The 16,176-nt window shown below is 51.9% G+C and carries 15 protein-coding genes; 6 read left to right on the top strand and 9 right to left on the bottom strand.

Annotation, left to right across the window (positions count from 1 at the left end; all coding sequences use genetic code 11):
- The first annotated feature begins 72 nt into the window (after positions 1 to 72).
- A complete protein-coding gene (locus HALA3H3_RS16470; protein WP_022522685.1) occupies positions 73 to 366 on the top strand; it encodes a nucleotidyltransferase domain-containing protein in 294 nt (97 codons plus the stop codon).
- Between the two features lie 48 nt (positions 367 to 414).
- Here the strand turns inward: HALA3H3_RS16470 and HALA3H3_RS16465 are convergent, their stop codons facing one another.
- The 4 genes from HALA3H3_RS16465 to HALA3H3_RS26705 form a co-directional block, all read right to left on the bottom strand.
- Positions 415 to 1,473, bottom strand: coding sequence for a phenylacetaldoxime dehydratase family protein (locus HALA3H3_RS16465; RefSeq protein ID WP_022522684.1), 1,059 nt, complete (start codon positions 1,471 to 1,473; stop codon positions 415 to 417).
- 87 nt (positions 1,474 to 1,560) lie between these two features.
- Positions 1,561 to 2,496, bottom strand: a complete 936-nt coding sequence (locus HALA3H3_RS16460) for a carbon-nitrogen hydrolase family protein (RefSeq protein WP_022522683.1) — start codon at positions 2,494 to 2,496, stop codon at positions 1,561 to 1,563.
- Positions 2,483 to 3,988 carry a sodium:solute symporter family protein gene (locus HALA3H3_RS16455; protein ID WP_022522682.1) on the bottom strand — a complete coding sequence of 502 codons (1,506 nt, stop codon included), beginning with the start codon at positions 3,986 to 3,988 and terminating at the stop codon, positions 2,483 to 2,485. The genes HALA3H3_RS16460 and HALA3H3_RS16455 overlap by 14 nt, the downstream gene beginning before the upstream one ends.
- The gene (locus HALA3H3_RS26705; RefSeq protein WP_022522681.1) at positions 3,981 to 4,229 is read right to left on the bottom strand and encodes a hypothetical protein; all 249 of its coding nucleotides are present in this window, start codon (positions 4,227 to 4,229) and stop codon (positions 3,981 to 3,983) included. Before HALA3H3_RS26705 ends, HALA3H3_RS16455 begins: the two co-directional genes overlap by 8 nt.
- 329 nt (positions 4,230 to 4,558) lie before the next feature.
- Between HALA3H3_RS26705 and HALA3H3_RS16450 the strand changes: the two genes are divergently transcribed.
- The 5 genes from HALA3H3_RS16450 to HALA3H3_RS16430 all read left to right on the top strand — a co-directional run bounded on the left by HALA3H3_RS16450 (position 4,559) and on the right by HALA3H3_RS16430 (position 13,149).
- On the top strand, positions 4,559 to 5,458 hold the full coding sequence (locus tag HALA3H3_RS16450; RefSeq protein WP_022522680.1) for a LysR family transcriptional regulator: 900 nt from the start codon (positions 4,559 to 4,561) through the stop codon (positions 5,456 to 5,458).
- A 304-nt stretch (positions 5,459 to 5,762) separates the two neighbouring features.
- Complete coding sequence (gene recB, locus HALA3H3_RS16445) at positions 5,763 to 9,626, top strand: exodeoxyribonuclease V subunit beta (protein WP_022522679.1); 3,864 nt, start codon at positions 5,763 to 5,765, stop codon at positions 9,624 to 9,626.
- Positions 9,627 to 9,658: 32 nt separating this feature from the next.
- Positions 9,659 to 11,950, top strand: a complete 2,292-nt coding sequence (gene recD, locus HALA3H3_RS16440) for an exodeoxyribonuclease V subunit alpha (RefSeq protein WP_053857221.1) — start codon at positions 9,659 to 9,661, stop codon at positions 11,948 to 11,950.
- Positions 11,943 to 12,434, top strand: a complete 492-nt coding sequence (locus HALA3H3_RS16435; protein ID WP_022522677.1) for a hypothetical protein — start codon at positions 11,943 to 11,945, stop codon at positions 12,432 to 12,434. Before recD ends, HALA3H3_RS16435 begins: the two co-directional genes overlap by 8 nt.
- 4 nt (positions 12,435 to 12,438) lie before the next feature.
- Positions 12,439 to 13,149, top strand: coding sequence for a biosynthetic peptidoglycan transglycosylase (locus HALA3H3_RS16430; protein WP_053857016.1), 711 nt, complete (start codon positions 12,439 to 12,441; stop codon positions 13,147 to 13,149).
- On the opposite strand, the gene HALA3H3_RS16425 is transcribed toward HALA3H3_RS16430, so the two are convergent.
- The 5 genes from HALA3H3_RS16425 to HALA3H3_RS26255 all read right to left on the bottom strand — a co-directional run.
- A complete protein-coding gene (locus HALA3H3_RS16425; RefSeq protein ID WP_022522675.1) occupies positions 13,126 to 13,719 on the bottom strand; it encodes a hypothetical protein in 594 nt (197 codons plus the stop codon). The two genes, HALA3H3_RS16430 and HALA3H3_RS16425, sit on opposite strands and share 24 nt — an antisense overlap.
- 31 nt (positions 13,720 to 13,750) lie before the next feature.
- The gene (locus HALA3H3_RS16420) at positions 13,751 to 14,326 is read right to left on the bottom strand and encodes a hypothetical protein (protein ID WP_022522674.1); all 576 of its coding nucleotides are present in this window, start codon (positions 14,324 to 14,326) and stop codon (positions 13,751 to 13,753) included.
- A 167-nt stretch (positions 14,327 to 14,493) separates the two neighbouring features.
- A complete protein-coding gene (locus tag HALA3H3_RS16415; protein ID WP_022522673.1) occupies positions 14,494 to 15,009 on the bottom strand; it encodes a hypothetical protein in 516 nt (171 codons plus the stop codon).
- Between the two features lie 459 nt (positions 15,010 to 15,468).
- Positions 15,469 to 15,711, bottom strand: a complete 243-nt coding sequence (locus HALA3H3_RS16410; protein WP_022522672.1) for an EamA family transporter — start codon at positions 15,709 to 15,711, stop codon at positions 15,469 to 15,471.
- A gap of 28 nt (positions 15,712 to 15,739) precedes the next feature.
- Positions 15,740 to 16,176: ATP-binding protein (locus HALA3H3_RS26255; RefSeq protein WP_199105084.1), on the bottom strand; the 437-nt coding region annotated here is incomplete at its 5' end.

Below are 16,176 nucleotides of genomic sequence, written 5' to 3'. Positions count from 1 at the left end.
AATGCACCTAAAGTGGCTCGGCGATAAGATTATCAGGTGGCGGGGCTGTCATACAGTTAAGGAGCTGACTTCATGCGTATTACCCAAACACATCGCGCCATCATTCTTTCTGGCGTGAGCGAGTTTATTGGTGATTCGGTGGAAACTCATGTGTTTGGTTCAAGGCTAGATGATTCCAAGCGCGGCGGCGGCGTTGATCTACTGTTAATTTCCCAGGCAGCGATACCGCCACAGCCTTGCGCTGAACTCAAACAGATACTCGAAGAATACCTCAAACTGCCGGTGGAAATTGTCACCTATGTATCGACTGATGAGCCAAGCCCCACCCAAGCAAGAGTCTTAGCCGAAGCGCGCCCGCTTGGTTAAAGTGGGGAAGCGGCATGAGTCAGAACATTCTTAGCGACTAACAATATATTAACAACGCTCATAAAGCGTGCAAAACGGCAATACACCGGTTTCAGGGTGGCAATTAATATACTCAAATGGCATGCCTTCGGTTAACAGGAAGACTTCATGCCAGGTGACCACTTCGCGCTTTTTGCCATATTGTCTGTTCTTCGTGATGGCATGGTCATAAATGGTTTTATGGGTAGGATGTGAACTGGCCCAGCTTTCCATCTCCTCCAAAGAAGCAAAGTAAGCATGTACCGAGGTTTCGTAGCGCTCGTCACCGTTATCATCAAGGTTTGACATGACCCTCAAGCAAAGCGTGCCCGTTTCCTCCTTATTGTCGAGCAAGTACTGCATACCTTCCATCAATTTGGGGCGTAATGACTCCTCGTAGTCGTCAAACTGCTCCTGCTTCGCCTCCCCCCAATACTGACCGGATCGAATCGAGGTCAGGTTATGAGGCACTTGAGCAAATAAACGTCGCCCGAGTGTCGTTTTGCTACCCGGTGCAGGCATCTTAACCTTAAAGGTGCTCGTCAGTGGATCCACCGCAGAAACCGGAAAGCGGTCACGGGCAGCGCCAAAATAGCCGTTGGTAGTCATGGGAACCACCTTGGTGTCAGGACAACGCCCCAACCCTATTCGATAGTTACCTTCTGAGTAGATCGTTTCATGACGGTCATAGTGGACGTGGATGGTCTCCCGCCAATAGCCGAACGTATCGTCAGTGCGCTGTGGCTGTGCCAGCCACTGGATAAACGCAGCATCCCGCAACCACTCCATATAGCCCGAAGGATCAGTCCAATAAGCCACCAGCACCGCATTGGTGTAGCCCGCTTCATCGGTAAAGCGCAGCGTTTCGTGGGCTTCCGGCGCGGAGTCGATAATAAAGGAGTCCCTGATCCGGCTGAAAAACGCCACCTGGTCATCCCAGGCAAGCTCGCGCCCCTGGATGCCAAAATAGACACAGCAGAGTCGATTGACCGGTCGTGTCCAGCGCAATGTATAGCGGGGGGCCGCCGGTTCATGGCCAGGTGGCCGCCGCTCGGGTACCACTCGGGGGTAGTCGATATGAAACGTCATGGCAATACTCCATCTCAACGATGGCTGATCCAGTGGAGCATGAAACAGCCATCTGATGAGTTGATTTCACAGCAAGCTTAAACGTGATCAGTCACTGCTTACCGGCGACTTCGCTTCTGTATCCACATGCAGGCTGAATACATCCGGGCGGGCATAGTGGCCGACCGGGTCGAAATCGAGCTTGCTGCGTACGATGACGTCCTGGGAGACCTCGGCATAGAGAATGCCCTCCTCGTTAAACAGAGGGCCGGCGAGAACTTCCCCCATGGGGCTTACGATTATGCTCGCGCCTCGCATCAGTATCGTTTCCGGCTCACTCGCCGGTGCCAGCAGGCAGTCATAATCGTCGGGAAAATCGCCCCTAGTCAGGTACTGGCAGGCGCTTAACACGTAGCAACGTCCTTCAAGAGCGATATGCCGCATGCTGGCCAGCCATGTATCACGGTCATCAGCGGTGGGCGCGCAGTAAACATCGACCCCCTTGCCATACATGGCCGAGCGCATCATGGGCATATAATTCTCCCAGCAAATCACCGCACCCACCGTACCTGCACCGGTCTTGAAAACCGGCAGCGTCGAGCCATCGCCGAACCCCCAGATGATACGCTCACCGCCAGTAGGCATCAGTTTGCGATGTTTACCCACCAAGCCCTGCTCAGGATCTATATACAGTACCGTGCAGTAGAGGGTATAGGCCGTACGCTCAATCACCCCCATGACCACGAAGACGTTATGTGCCTGAGCTGCATCAGTAATCAGGGTCAACTCCGGCCCATCAAGGTCAATGGCGCTTCGGTAGTAGCGAAGAAACTCATCACGTCCCTCCTCAGTCCGTTTGCCTACCGGACTACCGAAGCTTGCACCCTTAGGGTAGCCCCCCAAAAAGGCTTCTGGAAAAACCACCACCGTTGCCTTTTTGGAGGCAGCTTCACTGATTAACCTTGCCCCTTTTTCGGCGGTCAACATAGGGTCAAAGGGGTGGGATCCCGCCTGAACGACGGCGACTTTTTTAGCTGATTGCATGAGCAGTTACCTTTTGCGTAGGTTGCTTGCCATAGAGCTGAGCGAACAGCGCATGGTAGTCATTGTCGCCGTTCACTGGCGCAGCCTGGGTAAAGCGGCTAACAAGGGCCACCAACAGGCCATTGACGATGATCGCGCTGATCCCCGGGCCAAAGAACAGCGTGAAATCGGTAGCAGCGCTTACGAACAGAGTGATGACACCCACCACCATCCCGGTTAACGCACCAGCGGGAGTAATCCAGCGGAAATAGAGCATCCCCAGCGCGGTGGGTACCAGTTGCAAGCCAAGGCTGAAGCCCAGGGAGGCGACAGGCACCAAGTAGCCAGCCCCGGAAGGGCTAAGGGCAAGCACCAGTACAATGCTGGTGATCAGCCCAATGACCACCTTATTGACCAGGCGCAAGCGCTTTTCACTCATCTCTTTATCAAAGAACCGACGCCATACATCCTCAGCCACCAAGCTTGCCGAAGAGAGCAACTGGCTGTTGATGGTAGAAATGGCAGCGGCAAGGATACCGGCGACCACAAAGGAGCCGAGAATAGGGGCATATTCAGCAAAGATCAGGGGCAGAATCGCATCGCTATTGTCCGCCGCCCCTGGCACCAGCCCAGGAATATTGGCTGAAAGGCCTATCACCAACGGAATGCAGGCCATCATCCAGGAGTTCCAGAAAGGGGTGAACATGGCCACCTTGCCCAACACTTTCGCTGAATGCGCCGAGTAGAACTTCTGCCACATGTGGGGCAACGCCCAGGCGCCAAAACTCAGCCCAACCCATAACTCCAGCATGGCCACCGGATTGCCTTTATTCGTCAATAGCTGTGGCTCGACTTCGGCCACGTTCTGCAGGAACGACCAGCCGCCCGCTTTACCGATGATGAAGACCGCCGTGAACACCAGTACCGTGGCAAAGAATGTCCCCATAAAGGCATCCGCCCATGCGGTGCCCCTGAAGCCCGCCCAGAGCACGATAAAGCCGACCACCACCGAGGTCACGATAACACCAACGGCATAGGGGATAGCACCGCCGGTCAGGCTTTCCAGTGCACGGGCACTGCCCGTTACCTGAATCAGCATCACCGGCACCAAGGCGATGATACCGACAATGGAAAACAGCAAACGAAGCGTGGGACTTGAGTAGTAGTGCTCTACCATTTGCCCAGGAGTGATGAAGTTAAAGCGTTTACCGATATACCAAATGCGCGTGCCAAACAGCCAAATAAACACACTGCCCTGAATGATGGCCCAGGTGGTAAAGCCTGCGAACCAGATCCCTTCCCGATAATAGACACCGAATGACCCCAGCAGCGTCCAGGTAGAAAAGTAAGTCGCCCCCATGGACATCAGCAGCAGCGCGGTATTCATGGAGCGCCCACCCACGACGTAATCGTCAATGGTCGACGCATTATGCTGCCGGGCACGCAGCGATATCACGACAAAGATAGCGATGAACGCGATCAGTATGATGATAGTGACAGCGGTGCTATTCATGCCCGCCCTCCTGATGCTCAAATGCATCAATACGTTCAGAGAGTGGCTTGAAGTAGAGCGGATAAAGTGCAATGGCACAAAGTGTCAGCACTATATTGCAGGTCAATACCCAGGCCAGAGGAAGAGATAGTGGGCCTACCCACACCAGTTCATTGAGAATATTAAAGTAGGGAAGCCAGCTTCCGATAAGTGCCAATATAAGCACTAACCAGAACAACTTCCGATTCATTCCTGTCAACATTTAAGTCACCTTTAAGCGTAGAGCCAAAGCCAACATCTCTTTTTAGCTTTACTTGTTAGTTTTATAACAAATCGTGTTGAGCAAGCGTCTCGAATTTCCTTAAGCTATATTTACAGACCTGTTTACAGACACGTTTTTATACAAGCCTTCACATAGCTTACTGAGCTCACGATTGCCGCTATCAAGAGATACCCAAGTACTGCATTGCAGTAAGGTAGAGCATAGGGAGCGTCAGGGTATGAGAAAAACGCTATTGTTAGCACGGCTCGTTGCCGAAAAGTGAACACCTACCTACATTATTGTTTTAATTAAAAAAACAGGGAACCAACATGCAAATTTCAATGTTCAAGTACTTTTTGACCGTCGCGGAAACGGGGTCGATACGCCAGGCGTCGCTCTCCCTTCATGTCAGCGCTTCGGCCATTAGTCGCCAAATCCAGAACCTTGAGCACAGCTTCCAGACAACGCTGTTCGATCGCTGCGCGGATGGGATGCTGCTTACGGAAGAAGGCAGGGTTCTGGCGCTCCACATGCAGCGCACCATGCGTGAAATGGAGCTGGCAAGAGCCAAGATAGCCGATATACACGGATTGACGGCAGGCACGGTGAGGTATGCCACTATAGAAGGCGTTGCCAGGGCCTGGCTGTTCCCTGCCATTGCAGAGTTTCAAAAAGCCCATCCACTCGTCGAATTCAAAGGGCGTATTTCAGGGGCAGAGGCCGTCTACCAAACCCTTGAAAATGATCAGGTGGATTTCGGAATTACCATGCAAGATGACTTCTATCCTGGTATCAGTATCGTTGAAAAATTCACGACCCAATTCAAGGCGGCCATGCCTCACCAACACCCATTGGCCAAACATAGTACGTTGAACCTGAAAGACTTAACCCCCTACGAGCTGACAATGCTCGACCCAACGTTCCATACTCGGCGAGCACTTGATACCTCCCTGTTAAGGCTGGGCCTCACCGCAAAGATTGGCTTCGAACTCGACCACATCGAGTTGATCAAGGTGCACGTCATGCAGACCGGTAACCTCACCATATTACCCGACTACGCGGTGAGCCATGAAGAGAAGCACCAAACCATGGCCATTGTCGATATCGCAGAAAACGAGCTCCCCTCTGCAACGACTATCCTCTGTGTTCGCAGGGGGCGTATATTGACTAAAGCAGCCGAGGCGATCATCAATAGCTTACGGAAACGCCCCATTACACTGCCTTTATAACGACAAATAAAATATATAAAAGACGGCGGTCTCAATAACTAAACCACTCCAGCTTTATATCTCTACTCAAGCACACTGGTTAAAATGCACTTTTTAAATTAAGAACCAGAACCTATTTAATTACTGTAAACAATGATGCGTATTTAATGATTGAACACAGGCAGCCTGAAACAGCCATAGTAACGACTTCCAGAACAGCCCGACTTCTACCCAGCTACCTTCTCGTGTTCAAATAAGCGTTGGACAAGCCTCGTCCTACAGCGCCCTGCCGTGCTGACCAGTGAATACTGCTCGGGATACCGCCATGCCTTCTATCACATCTCTTGACCCCCTGAGCCTCCCGCTTCACGGCAGCCGCCTGATAGAGGCCAGCGCTGGCACCGGCAAAACCTTCACCATCGCCCTGCTTTACGTGCGGTTGGTACTCGGCGGCCACAGCGTTGACGACGACACAGCGTTTATCCGCCCGCTCACGCCACCGGAAATCCTGGTCGTCACCTTCACCAACGCTGCCACCCAAGAGCTACGCGAACGCATCCGCAACCGGCTGGTAGAAGCAGCAGAAGTATTTCGAGCTGAGGATACAGACCAAGCGAAGGGAGCAGGCCATAGCGAGGGTCTTTTGCCAGGGATGGCAAAAGTAGCCCCCACGGATGGGTTCACGGCGCCCTCGCGTCGGCCTGCTGCCGAGCGAACTGCTGATCCGTTGCTCCTAGAACTCCGCGACCAATACGACCCTGCCACCTGGCCCGCCTGTTCGCGGCGCCTGGCGCTGGCCGCCGAATGGATGGACGAAGCTGCGGTTTCCACCATCCACAGCTGGTGCTACCGCATGCTGCGCGAACACGCCTTCGACAGCGGCAGCCTGTTCTCCCTCAACCTGGAAAACGACCAGCGCGAACTGGAACAGGAAGTGGTGCGTGACTACTGGCGCAGCTTCTACTACCCGCTGGACAGCGACGCCCTCGGTATTGTCACCCACTACTGGAAATCACCGGACAAACTGCACGAACCGATACGTAAGCTTCTACCAGAAAGTGAAGCACTGGGCGATGACAAGCCTGAGCCCAGCGAGACCCTGGCCGCCAGCCAAGCCGAACGCAGCGCGCTTCTTGAAGAACTTAAAGAGCCATGGGAATCATGGGTAGATGAGTTGCGCCAGCTCTTTGATGATGGGCAAAAAGCAAAAGCATTTAATGCTAGTAAAATGCGGAAAGATCACCGCGGTAAATGGCTGGATAAAATACAGCAATGGGCCGAAAGTGATCTTGTCAGCCCCGACATTGACAAGAAAGCTGCTGCATGGGATCGACTAACGCCAGAAGGAATTACAGAAATTTGGAAGGGGCAGCCACCTAGTCATCCAGCCTTTGAGGCCTTCGCTAAACTACCGCAAGCGCTGAATGTCCTGCCCGAGCCGCGCAACGACCTGCTGATTCACGCCGTGCAGTGGTGCCGCGCCCGCCTGGAGCGCGAACAGGAACGCCGCGCCGAGATGGGCCCCAACGACCTGCTCACCCATCTGGATCGCGCCCTGAAAGGCCCCAACAAAGAGGCCCTGGCCGCGCAGATCCAACGCCAATTCCCCGTGGCACTGATCGACGAGTTCCAAGATACCGACCCGATTCAGTACCGCATTTTTAACGCCGTGTATGACGTCGCAACGCCCCGCCGCGATAGCGCCATTCTGCTGATTGGCGACCCCAAACAAGCGATCTACGCCTTTCGCGGCGCGGATATCTTCACCTACTTACAGGCACGCCAAGACACCGATGGCCGCCACGTCACGCTGGGCACCAACTTCCGTTCCAGCCACGCCATGGTGGCAGCGGTCAACCACTGCTTCAGTTACGCCGACCAGCATGATGCCGGCGCCTTTCTGTTCCGTGCCGATGGCGGTGACAACCCGTTGCCGTTCAACCCCGTCAATGCCAAAGGCACCAAGGAAACGCTGGTACTCAACGGCAAACCGCTAGCAGCGATGACCCTGTGGCCACTGGAAAGCGACGAGCCGCTCTCAAAAACCGCCTACCAAACAGAGATGGCCGAGCGCTGCGCCTCGCACATGGCCGCACTTCTGGAAGCAGGCCGCCAACAGCAGGCGGGCTTTGCTAAGGCGACTGACGACAGCGACGATAACGGACTCACTCCGCTGGCCCCCTCGGACATGGCCGTGCTGGTCAACGGCCTACAGGAAGCCCGGGCGATTCGACTGGCGCTGGCCAGCCGGGGCATCAAGAGCGTCTACCTTTCCGATCACGACAAGGTGTTCAGTTCCCCCATTGCCCCGCAGTTGGCCATTTGGCTGCGCGCCTGCGCCGAGCCCCAGGCCAACTCCCGCCAGGCGGAAGCCAAGCTACGCGCCGCCCTGGCAACATCAGTACTAGGGCTAAGCCTTGAAGAACTCGACCACCTCAACCAGAGCGAGCTGGCCTGGGAAGCGCGGGTCGAGCAGTTCAGCGACTACCATCGCCTTTGGCAGCGCCAGGGCGTGCTGCCGCTGGTGCGCCGATTGATGGTCGATTTTGATATCGCCGCGCGGCTACTGGGCGAGTTCGCCGAGGGTGAGCGTTTGCTAACCGACCTGCTCCACCTGGGCGAAATGCTGCAACACGCCAGCCAGGAACTGGATGGCGAACACGCGCTGATTCGCTTTCTGGCGGAAGCCATTGCCGACCCGGATAGCCATGGCGACAGCCACAAGCTGCGCCTGGAGAGCGACGCTGATTTGGTCAAGGTAGTGACCATTCACAAATCCAAGGGGCTGGAGTACCCGCTGGTGTTCCTGCCGTTTATCGCCAACCACCGCCCGGTCAGCGACACCGACCTGCCGCTGCGCTGGCACGACAGCGACGGCACGCTGCAACTCAGCCTGAGCGCCGATGAAGCCACGCTGGCCACCGCCGACCGCGAACGCCTCGGCGAAGACCTGCGCAAGCTCTACGTAGCGCTCACCCGCGCCCGCCACGCCACCTGGCTAGGGCTGGCGCCGCTGAAAGGTAGCGAGAACAGCGCCATCGGCCACCTGATCAACGGTGGCAAGGCCATCGCCCCCAGCGCGTTTACCCAGGCGATAGGCGAGTTGGTGAAAGGCAGCGATATCGCGCTAAGTGCCGCCCCGGAACCCACTGCGCTGCGCTTCACACCAGCGCCGGAGCAGCAGGCACTGGGCCACGCCCGCACGCCTCTGCGCCCTGCTCGGGAACAGTGGTGGATCGCCAGCTACTCAGCGCTGCGTACTTCTGGGGCGGTCTCTGGATCTAGCACCATCCCGCTGACAACGCCCGCGCCGGAACCCACCACGCCACAGGAAGCCACCACTCTGGAAGTGCTGGACGAGCCCCACGACAACGCCACCAACACCGAGGCGTTTCATTTACATAGATTCCCGCGTGGGCCCGGCCCCGGCACCTTTCTGCACGGGCTTTTAGAGTGGGCGGGGCAGCTAGGCTTTAACACCGCCTTAGAAGACCCCGCCGCCCGGGAAGACATGCTGCGGCGGCGCGTGCAGCTGCGTGGCTGGCAGGCGTGGCACGACACCCTGGCGGGCTGGCTAGAAGAACTGCTCGCCACGCCGCTTCCCTTGCCTCTATCTCTGTCACTGGCCCCGTCACAATCCAGCGAGGGCAGCCAGGTGGCGCTATGTGAACTCGAAAGCTATCAGGTGGAACTGGAGTTCTGGTTTGCCGCGCACCAGGTACAAACGCGCAAGCTGGATGAGCTGGTCAGTGATCACTTACTGCCAGGGGTATCACGCCCCGTATTGGATGCCGACACCCTCAACGGCATGCTCAAAGGCTTTATCGACCTCGCCTTTGAACATGAAGGCCGCTTCTATGTGCTCGACTGGAAATCCAACTACCTGGGCAGCGACGACAGCGCCTATACCGCTGACGCCCTACGCGTTGCCATGCTCGAAAAACGCTACGACCTGCAAGCGGCGCTGTATATGCTCGCCCTTCACCGGCTACTGAAAGCGCGCCTGCCCGACTACGACCCGTACCAGCACCTGGGCGGCTCGATGACGGTATTTCTACGCGGCAGCCGCACCACCGCCCGCGGGGTTCACGCCGTGCCCGCACCGGTAGCGCTGATCGAAGCGCTGGATGCACTCTTTGCTGGCTCATCAACAGCGTCAGCAGCAAGCAACCAGGAGGCACTGGCATGAGTAAGCGAGACACGGCTTCCAAGAACGAGTCCATGAATCTAGACCTGTTCGCCGATGACGCACCGCCCGCTGCACTTGATTCAACCGCATCGGCAACACCACCGACAGAACCAACCGCCAGTGCTACCCAGCCGCACCCCGCCCTAAGTGATACCGCCGCGCTATTCCTGCTGTGTGAGCGCTGGGTTTCCCGTGGCTGGCTGCGGGATCTGGATCTGGCCCTGGTGCGCTTTCTCGACCGCGAAACCCAAAACGCCCCGCCGCTGCTGTTACTGGGCGCGGCGCTGGCCAGCCACCAGCTTGGCCGTGGCCATGTGTGCCTGGATATAGCCGCTACGCTGGAAGCGCCGGATTTTGCGCTTTCGCTGCCGCCGGAAGGCGACGACCTGAACGACCCGCCGCCGCTGCCCAGCCATGTGCTGGCCACGCTAACGCTGCCCGAGTGGCAGGCCGCCCTCAACCACCCCACACTGATCAGCGACGGCCCCGGCAATACGCCGCTGGTGGTAAGCCACAGCGATAACACCAGCAAACTCTACCTACGCCGCTACTGGCAGTTCGAGCAGACCCTACACCAGGAAATCGCCGCTCGGCTTAGCGCGGATAGCCCGGTGCATAGCTCAGAGCCATCGCCGCTACTTAAAAGAGCTCTGGATACACTATTCCCGGCAACTGACACTCTGGATTGGCAAAAAAACGCCTGCGCCCTTTCTGCCCGCAGCCCTTTCGCAATCATCACCGGCGGCCCCGGCACCGGCAAAACCACCACCGTGGTGCGCCTGCTGGCCCTGCTGCAAACCCTGCAACTGGCCCAGGCCGACGCCCACCCGCTACGCATTCGCCTGGCCGCCCCCACCGGGAAAGCAGCCGCACGGCTGAATGAATCCATTGCCGGGCAGGTGAAAGACTTACCCCTTAGCAGGTTGGAATCCCTATTAGGTGAGCAGCCAGCCGCCGCCTCATCGAACGCAATCGACATTCCGACAGAAGTCACCACACTCCACCGCTTACTTGGCGCCCGCGCAGACACCCGACACTTCCGCCACAACGCCGCCAACCCGCTGGCGTTAGATGTGCTGGTGGTGGATGAAGCCTCGATGGTGGATATCGAAATGATGACGGCGCTGCTCAGCGCCCTACCCGCCAGCGCCAAGCTGGTGCTGCTGGGGGATAAAGACCAGCTGGCATCCGTAGAGGCAGGCGCCGTGCTAGGCGACCTATGCCGCCGCGCCGATGCCGCCCACTACACCCCCGCCACGGCGCAGTGGCTAGCCGAACTCACCGACCACCCGCTGCCAGCAACATTAATCGACCCGGAAGGCCAACCGCTGAATCAAGCCATTACCATGCTGCGGGTAAGCCACCGCTTTACTGAAACAAGTGGCATCGGCCAGCTCGCCCAGGCGATTAATCAGCCGCTAAGTGAAGCATTGCGGGAACGGGATAAACACCAAGCCGTACATAGCGTACTGAATAACGGCTACGCCGACCTGCACCACCTGGTGTTGCAGCCAGACGCACAAAACGAAGACAGCGCCCTGGAGCGCCTGGTGATCACCGGCAGCACGCAACGATTTCCCAACGCAGGCGAAGGCCGCACCAATTTCAAGGGCGAGCCGGTTGCACCGCCCACCGGCTACAGTTACTACCTAAGTACGCTAGCGAGTGAACGGCCCGATACATCGCTAGCGTTTGAAAAGAACAGCGAAGTCTACGATGCCTGGGCAAAACAAGTACTGAGCGCCTACAGCCGCTTTCAGCTACTGTGCGCGCTACGCAAAGGCCCGTGGGGAGTAGAAGGCTTAAACCTACGCATCGCCAAAACATTGCGCAGCGAAAAGCTGCTGTTCGGCAACGACCACACACTAGAAAAAGGCTGGTTCGAAGGCCGCCCGGTACTGGTCACCCAAAACGACTATGGCCTGAAACTGATGAACGGCGATATTGGCATCACAATGGCGGTGCCTGATCCACGAAGCCCTTCAAATAAGCCAGGAAGATCGCTATTAAGAGTCGCCTTTCCGACCAGTGACCCGGAAAACCCCATTCACTGGGTGCTGCCTTCCCGCCTGCACGCGGTAGAAACCGTGTTCGCGATGACAGTACACAAATCACAAGGCTCAGAGTTTCAGCACACCGCCCTACTGCTACCGCAAACACCCAACCCAATTCTCACCCGCGAGCTGGTCTACACCGGCATCACCCGTGCCCGCGATTGGCTAACAGTGATCGAAGCCAAACGCGGGATATTGAATGATGCGGTGACGAGGGAGGTTATGAGAGTTAGTGGGGTGGACATCACAAGGGGTTGCATAAATGAATAGTTTTGTTATGTCAACCTTATCAACTGTGGTAGGTGGCATAGCACTTGCGCTATTATTCTTTATTATAAAAGAGAAATTATTTCCATTAATTGAAATATCAGATCACTGGGAATTAACAACAACCACGCAAAAAACAAAGAGAAATCCTTTTAAAAACATGAAGATAAAATATGACCTTATTCTATGGCGCGAAGACAAAGTAATAAGAGGGACTGCAGAAAAATTCTTTGAAATATCGCAAACAGGGCATAAAACGTATTATGGAAAAAACAGAAAAAGAGGTAGAATTGAAGGTTATATAGAGAAGAACTATTTTTCTAAAGACAGGATAATTATAAATATGACTCTTGCTGACTTTGGCCGTGAATCAGACTACCTTTTTATGCTAACTGTAAAAAACAAAAATCTCGCTCAAGGTCGATTTTACTCAATGGTGGCAGAACAACATGGCCACGTGGAACTCACAAGAAAGGGCGAAGCATAGAATTATGAATAAAGACATATCCGAAACAATTGGCGGAAAACCAAAACTATTAATTGACATTAAAGGCTGGCTGATATATTTCAATCTAATTGTTGATATAATTATATCTCACTCAAGAAAAACTCAAAACACAACTAGTTTATGGATTGAAAATGATCTCACGAAATTTGAGAAAGCGGTGTTAACCATAGAGGATAAGCGCTATTTTAAACACGCTGGCATTGATTTTTATTGCGCGCCTAGAATACTCAAGCAGCTCATAATGAAGAAAAGATTAGGTGGTATAAGTACAATAGAACAGCAATATGTAAGAACTGTTATAAATAAAAAAGAGCGTACTATCAAAAGAAAATCTCACGAAATGATTTTATCATGGCTTATAACTAAAAGATTAACAAAAAAAGCTGTGCTAAGAAGCTATCTCAGCTCTGCCTATTTTGGCTATAAACTAAATAGCTGCGATGACGCTTCACTACTAATTTTTCGCCGGTCAGCAGTAGAATTAGATCAAGAGCAATCTGCAATTTTGGCTAGCCTATTAGTTTATCCCCTACCCAAACAAATAGTAAATACTATAAAAAACGAAGAAGCCTATAAATACAAATATGCAGATGATTTTTTTAATTTTACAGCACAAGAAGCGCCCAACTGGACAAAAAAGATAAGAGTACGTAAAGAATATACCCAAAGATTAATCCAGGCCAAAAAGACGTAAAACCAGATATTCACAAGTCAATTTAGACCTATTACCAAAGGACACTTTTTTATTAAGGGTAAGAGTTGAATAGTCTTTCCTTCTTACTTTCCCCATAAGCCTTCGCACAAAATAAACCACTTCACTACCTAAGCGATTAAGCTCTTCCTCTAATTGGGATAGACTAAGAGTATTGGCTTTACTCTCTTTTATTAAAACCATTTCACAATGTATTCGATAAAATTTCCTGTGAATAAAATTTTCAAAAAAAGACACCTCCTCTCTAGAAAAACTATAATCAAGTTTAGACATAAAACCTCCAATTTTCTCATTCCATGATACAACCGCTTTCCTATACTCTTGCTCAACCTCCTGGCTATAGTTATTATTTCTAATATTCCAAACCTGCTCTCTTTGCTTATGAATTCTCATATGAGCCAGCTCAGAAATTTCGTTCACTAAAGTCAATGCTATATCTTCTTCTTTGGACTCAAACTTAAAACGTTCTTTTTTAAACCAACTATAATATTGGATCCAAGCAGTAAAAATAGCCAATAACACAGCAATCAAAAAACTAATTAAATAACCCATAAAAATCTCGCCGCATTAAATGTAATAACAATCAATACTTATATACCAAGTGATCATAATCACCATCAACAAAACCACAATCAATATTAAAATAACCACCTATCTCCTTGATAGCAAGGTAAATATCGCGTTTTATTTTAATCATATTATTTTTTGAAAACTCATGCTGAAATTTTGTAGCAAAACTAAACCCAGTATAAGTAATGGCTTCTTTATAATGCATAAGATAGTTTCTCATAGCAAATAATTTCTCAACACCACTTTTCCACTTTGAGTCCCCGTATAATAAATCTTCTATCTGATATAAACGTTTTATTTTAGCTATAGTACTTGAATAATTCCTTTCCTCTTCCTGGCTCGAAATTTTATTTCCCAACCATACTAGATTTACAAATGATTCAAGCGAGGCCGCCCATTCAATAATACACTCTATACAAAGTGCGATAGTTTCATCGTCCTCTAAACCAGGCCCTTCAAAATAATAGAGCTTACCTGTCTCAGGTATAGAGTCAGGCACATCGACCATTTTAGACAATGCTTTTTCATAATTATAACTTGCTCTCTTATACATCAACTGCTCAACATTTAGTCTATACCCGAATGTCATACTTACTCACCATTTAAAGAAATAGAAAACCATCTAACTATTTTAAAATATTAACGGAATTAAAACACTCAAGCTCAAGACTGTCCAGCATAGCTATAAAAACCACATCTTAAAACTCAAATCAATAGAAAAAACTATTAGGTTAAAAAACGTACTAGATAATTTTATTAAGAATAAAAAAATGGCAATAACTTTGAAAAAACCAAGGTGCAGTATGCTAAAAAAAGGCTATAGTCTCTAAAAATGCTATACCAGCCAATTATATTTCCAGAACGCTCTAACTCTAACTTTAGACTGGGAAGCCATCTTTTCAACGCTGCTGCTTTTAAAGCAGAGTCACTTGGATTCAATACCTCTCCACTTTCTTCATTTATTGCGACTCCACCTTCAATAACATTTCGAGAGTATCCTGCCAAATGCTCCGCCAAATCCAAATACTTCCCATTTTTCTCTAAAAATTTATTATGGCGCTCTATTTTTTTCAAACCACTGACGACTGATATAGCCAGGAGGAATAGGCTTATAACAACTAGAGAGTTTTCATTAATACCAAACTCTCCAACTGCCTCATAATCTTTAGCAAAATAACCGAAGGTTGCAGCGCCAATTCCAACAACAAAATAATCATATTTATTTGAACCACTAATACTTTGCTTTGCTATTTCAACTGAACGCTCTGACATTTATCACCTTTAGTATATATTTTATATGACAATAAGATCATTCTAACTCCAAGCATCATACCAAATACTATCCGGCAACAACACACCGTATTTCATTTAATATGGAAAACAAGTGGTGGTTACTGAATGGAGAAGAATATCTATATACATATCTTCACGAGAAAAGTAGTGGCATTGCAAGTCTCCGTATTTGCGGGAATGGAGTGCACGCGTTGGCTAACGAGGTAAAGCTCACTGCGTGAGACATTTTGCATTTAGATTGTCCCTGAGGCGTTTATCGCTCTAATAATTTCAGACTAGCAGCAAAGCCTGTTTAAACCCATGCTAAATTCATTAAACTTTAGGCTACGGACATGACCTGGATCATGTTTATGTCGCATCTATTACATACGTCCGCCCTACCACTGCCTTTGGCTGTCGCGATGGAGCACTGCACTGCGCAGAGCTCAGTATTGTCAGCTAACTCTTCCTTACACTCCAGTTTGCCTGGGTGGTGAGGAGCAGGCCGCTCACAATCAGCCCAGCCCCAATAAAATCCGCCATGCGCAACGGCTCCCCAAGTACAAGATAAGCGAGTAGTACGCCGAAGAACGGATTAAGAAGGTGGTAGCTCGACGCCGTCGAGGCGCCGCTGATGCGGATCAGTACAAGCCAGAGGCTCATTCCTCCGATGGTGTCAACGTCAATGAAGGATGTCCGCATTTCATCACTCTAGATTGTCCCGTTTTTATCAGTGCTCTTTTATCGGAACAGCGTCAGGTTCGTTTGAGGTGGTGTCCTCCTTCGTCGTCGGTGTCGTCACTAAGCCAGCACGTCGTTTGTCCTTCAGTCGATAGCTCTCGCCTTTGATGTTCAGGGTGGTCGAGTGATGCAGTAGCCGATCCAAGATAGCCGTGGCAATGACCTGGTCGCCAAAGATCTCGCCCCAGTCCATGAACGATTTGTTCGAGGTGAGGATCGTACTGGCCCGCTCGTAACGCCGGTTGATCAAGCGGAAGAACAGACTGGCTTCTTCGCGTGTCATCGGCAGGTAGCCCATCTCGTCCAGTACCAGCACCTTCGGGTACGTCAGTTGCTGGAGCTGTCGATCCAGGCGGTTTTCCTGTCGGGCACGCATCAGCGTGCTGACCAGCCGGTCTAACGTCATGAACAGCACCCGGTGGCCGG

It is taken from the genome of Halomonas sp. A3H3 (assembly GCF_000982975.1).
Classification (GTDB): Bacteria; Pseudomonadota; Gammaproteobacteria; order Pseudomonadales; family Halomonadaceae; genus Vreelandella; species Vreelandella titanicae.
The sequence above is the reverse complement of the archived record's forward strand: the minus strand, read 5'-3'. Positions and strand labels throughout refer to the sequence as shown.

Coding starts and splice junctions, on each gene's coding strand:
- HALA3H3_RS16470 (WP_022522685.1), top strand. CDS start 73: ATGCGTATTACCCAAACACATCGCGCCATCATTCTTTCTGGCGTGAGC.
- HALA3H3_RS16465 (WP_022522684.1), bottom strand. CDS start 1,473: ATGACGTTTCATATCGACTACCCCCGAGTGGTACCCGAGCGGCGGCCA.
- HALA3H3_RS16460 (WP_022522683.1), bottom strand. CDS start 2,496: ATGCAATCAGCTAAAAAAGTCGCCGTCGTTCAGGCGGGATCCCACCCC.
- HALA3H3_RS16455 (WP_022522682.1), bottom strand. CDS start 3,988: ATGAATAGCACCGCTGTCACTATCATCATACTGATCGCGTTCATCGCT.
- HALA3H3_RS26705 (WP_022522681.1), bottom strand. CDS start 4,229: ATGTTGACAGGAATGAATCGGAAGTTGTTCTGGTTAGTGCTTATATTG.
- HALA3H3_RS16450 (WP_022522680.1), top strand. CDS start 4,559: ATGCAAATTTCAATGTTCAAGTACTTTTTGACCGTCGCGGAAACGGGG.
- recB (WP_022522679.1), top strand. CDS start 5,763: ATGCCTTCTATCACATCTCTTGACCCCCTGAGCCTCCCGCTTCACGGC.
- recD (WP_053857221.1), top strand. CDS start 9,659: ATGAATCTAGACCTGTTCGCCGATGACGCACCGCCCGCTGCACTTGAT.
- HALA3H3_RS16435 (WP_022522677.1), top strand. CDS start 11,943: ATGAATAGTTTTGTTATGTCAACCTTATCAACTGTGGTAGGTGGCATA.
- HALA3H3_RS16430 (WP_053857016.1), top strand. CDS start 12,439: ATGAATAAAGACATATCCGAAACAATTGGCGGAAAACCAAAACTATTA.
- HALA3H3_RS16425 (WP_022522675.1), bottom strand. CDS start 13,719: ATGGGTTATTTAATTAGTTTTTTGATTGCTGTGTTATTGGCTATTTTT.
- HALA3H3_RS16420 (WP_022522674.1), bottom strand. CDS start 14,326: ATGACATTCGGGTATAGACTAAATGTTGAGCAGTTGATGTATAAGAGA.
- HALA3H3_RS16415 (WP_022522673.1), bottom strand. CDS start 15,009: ATGTCAGAGCGTTCAGTTGAAATAGCAAAGCAAAGTATTAGTGGTTCA.
- HALA3H3_RS16410 (WP_022522672.1), bottom strand. CDS start 15,711: ATGCGGACATCCTTCATTGACGTTGACACCATCGGAGGAATGAGCCTC.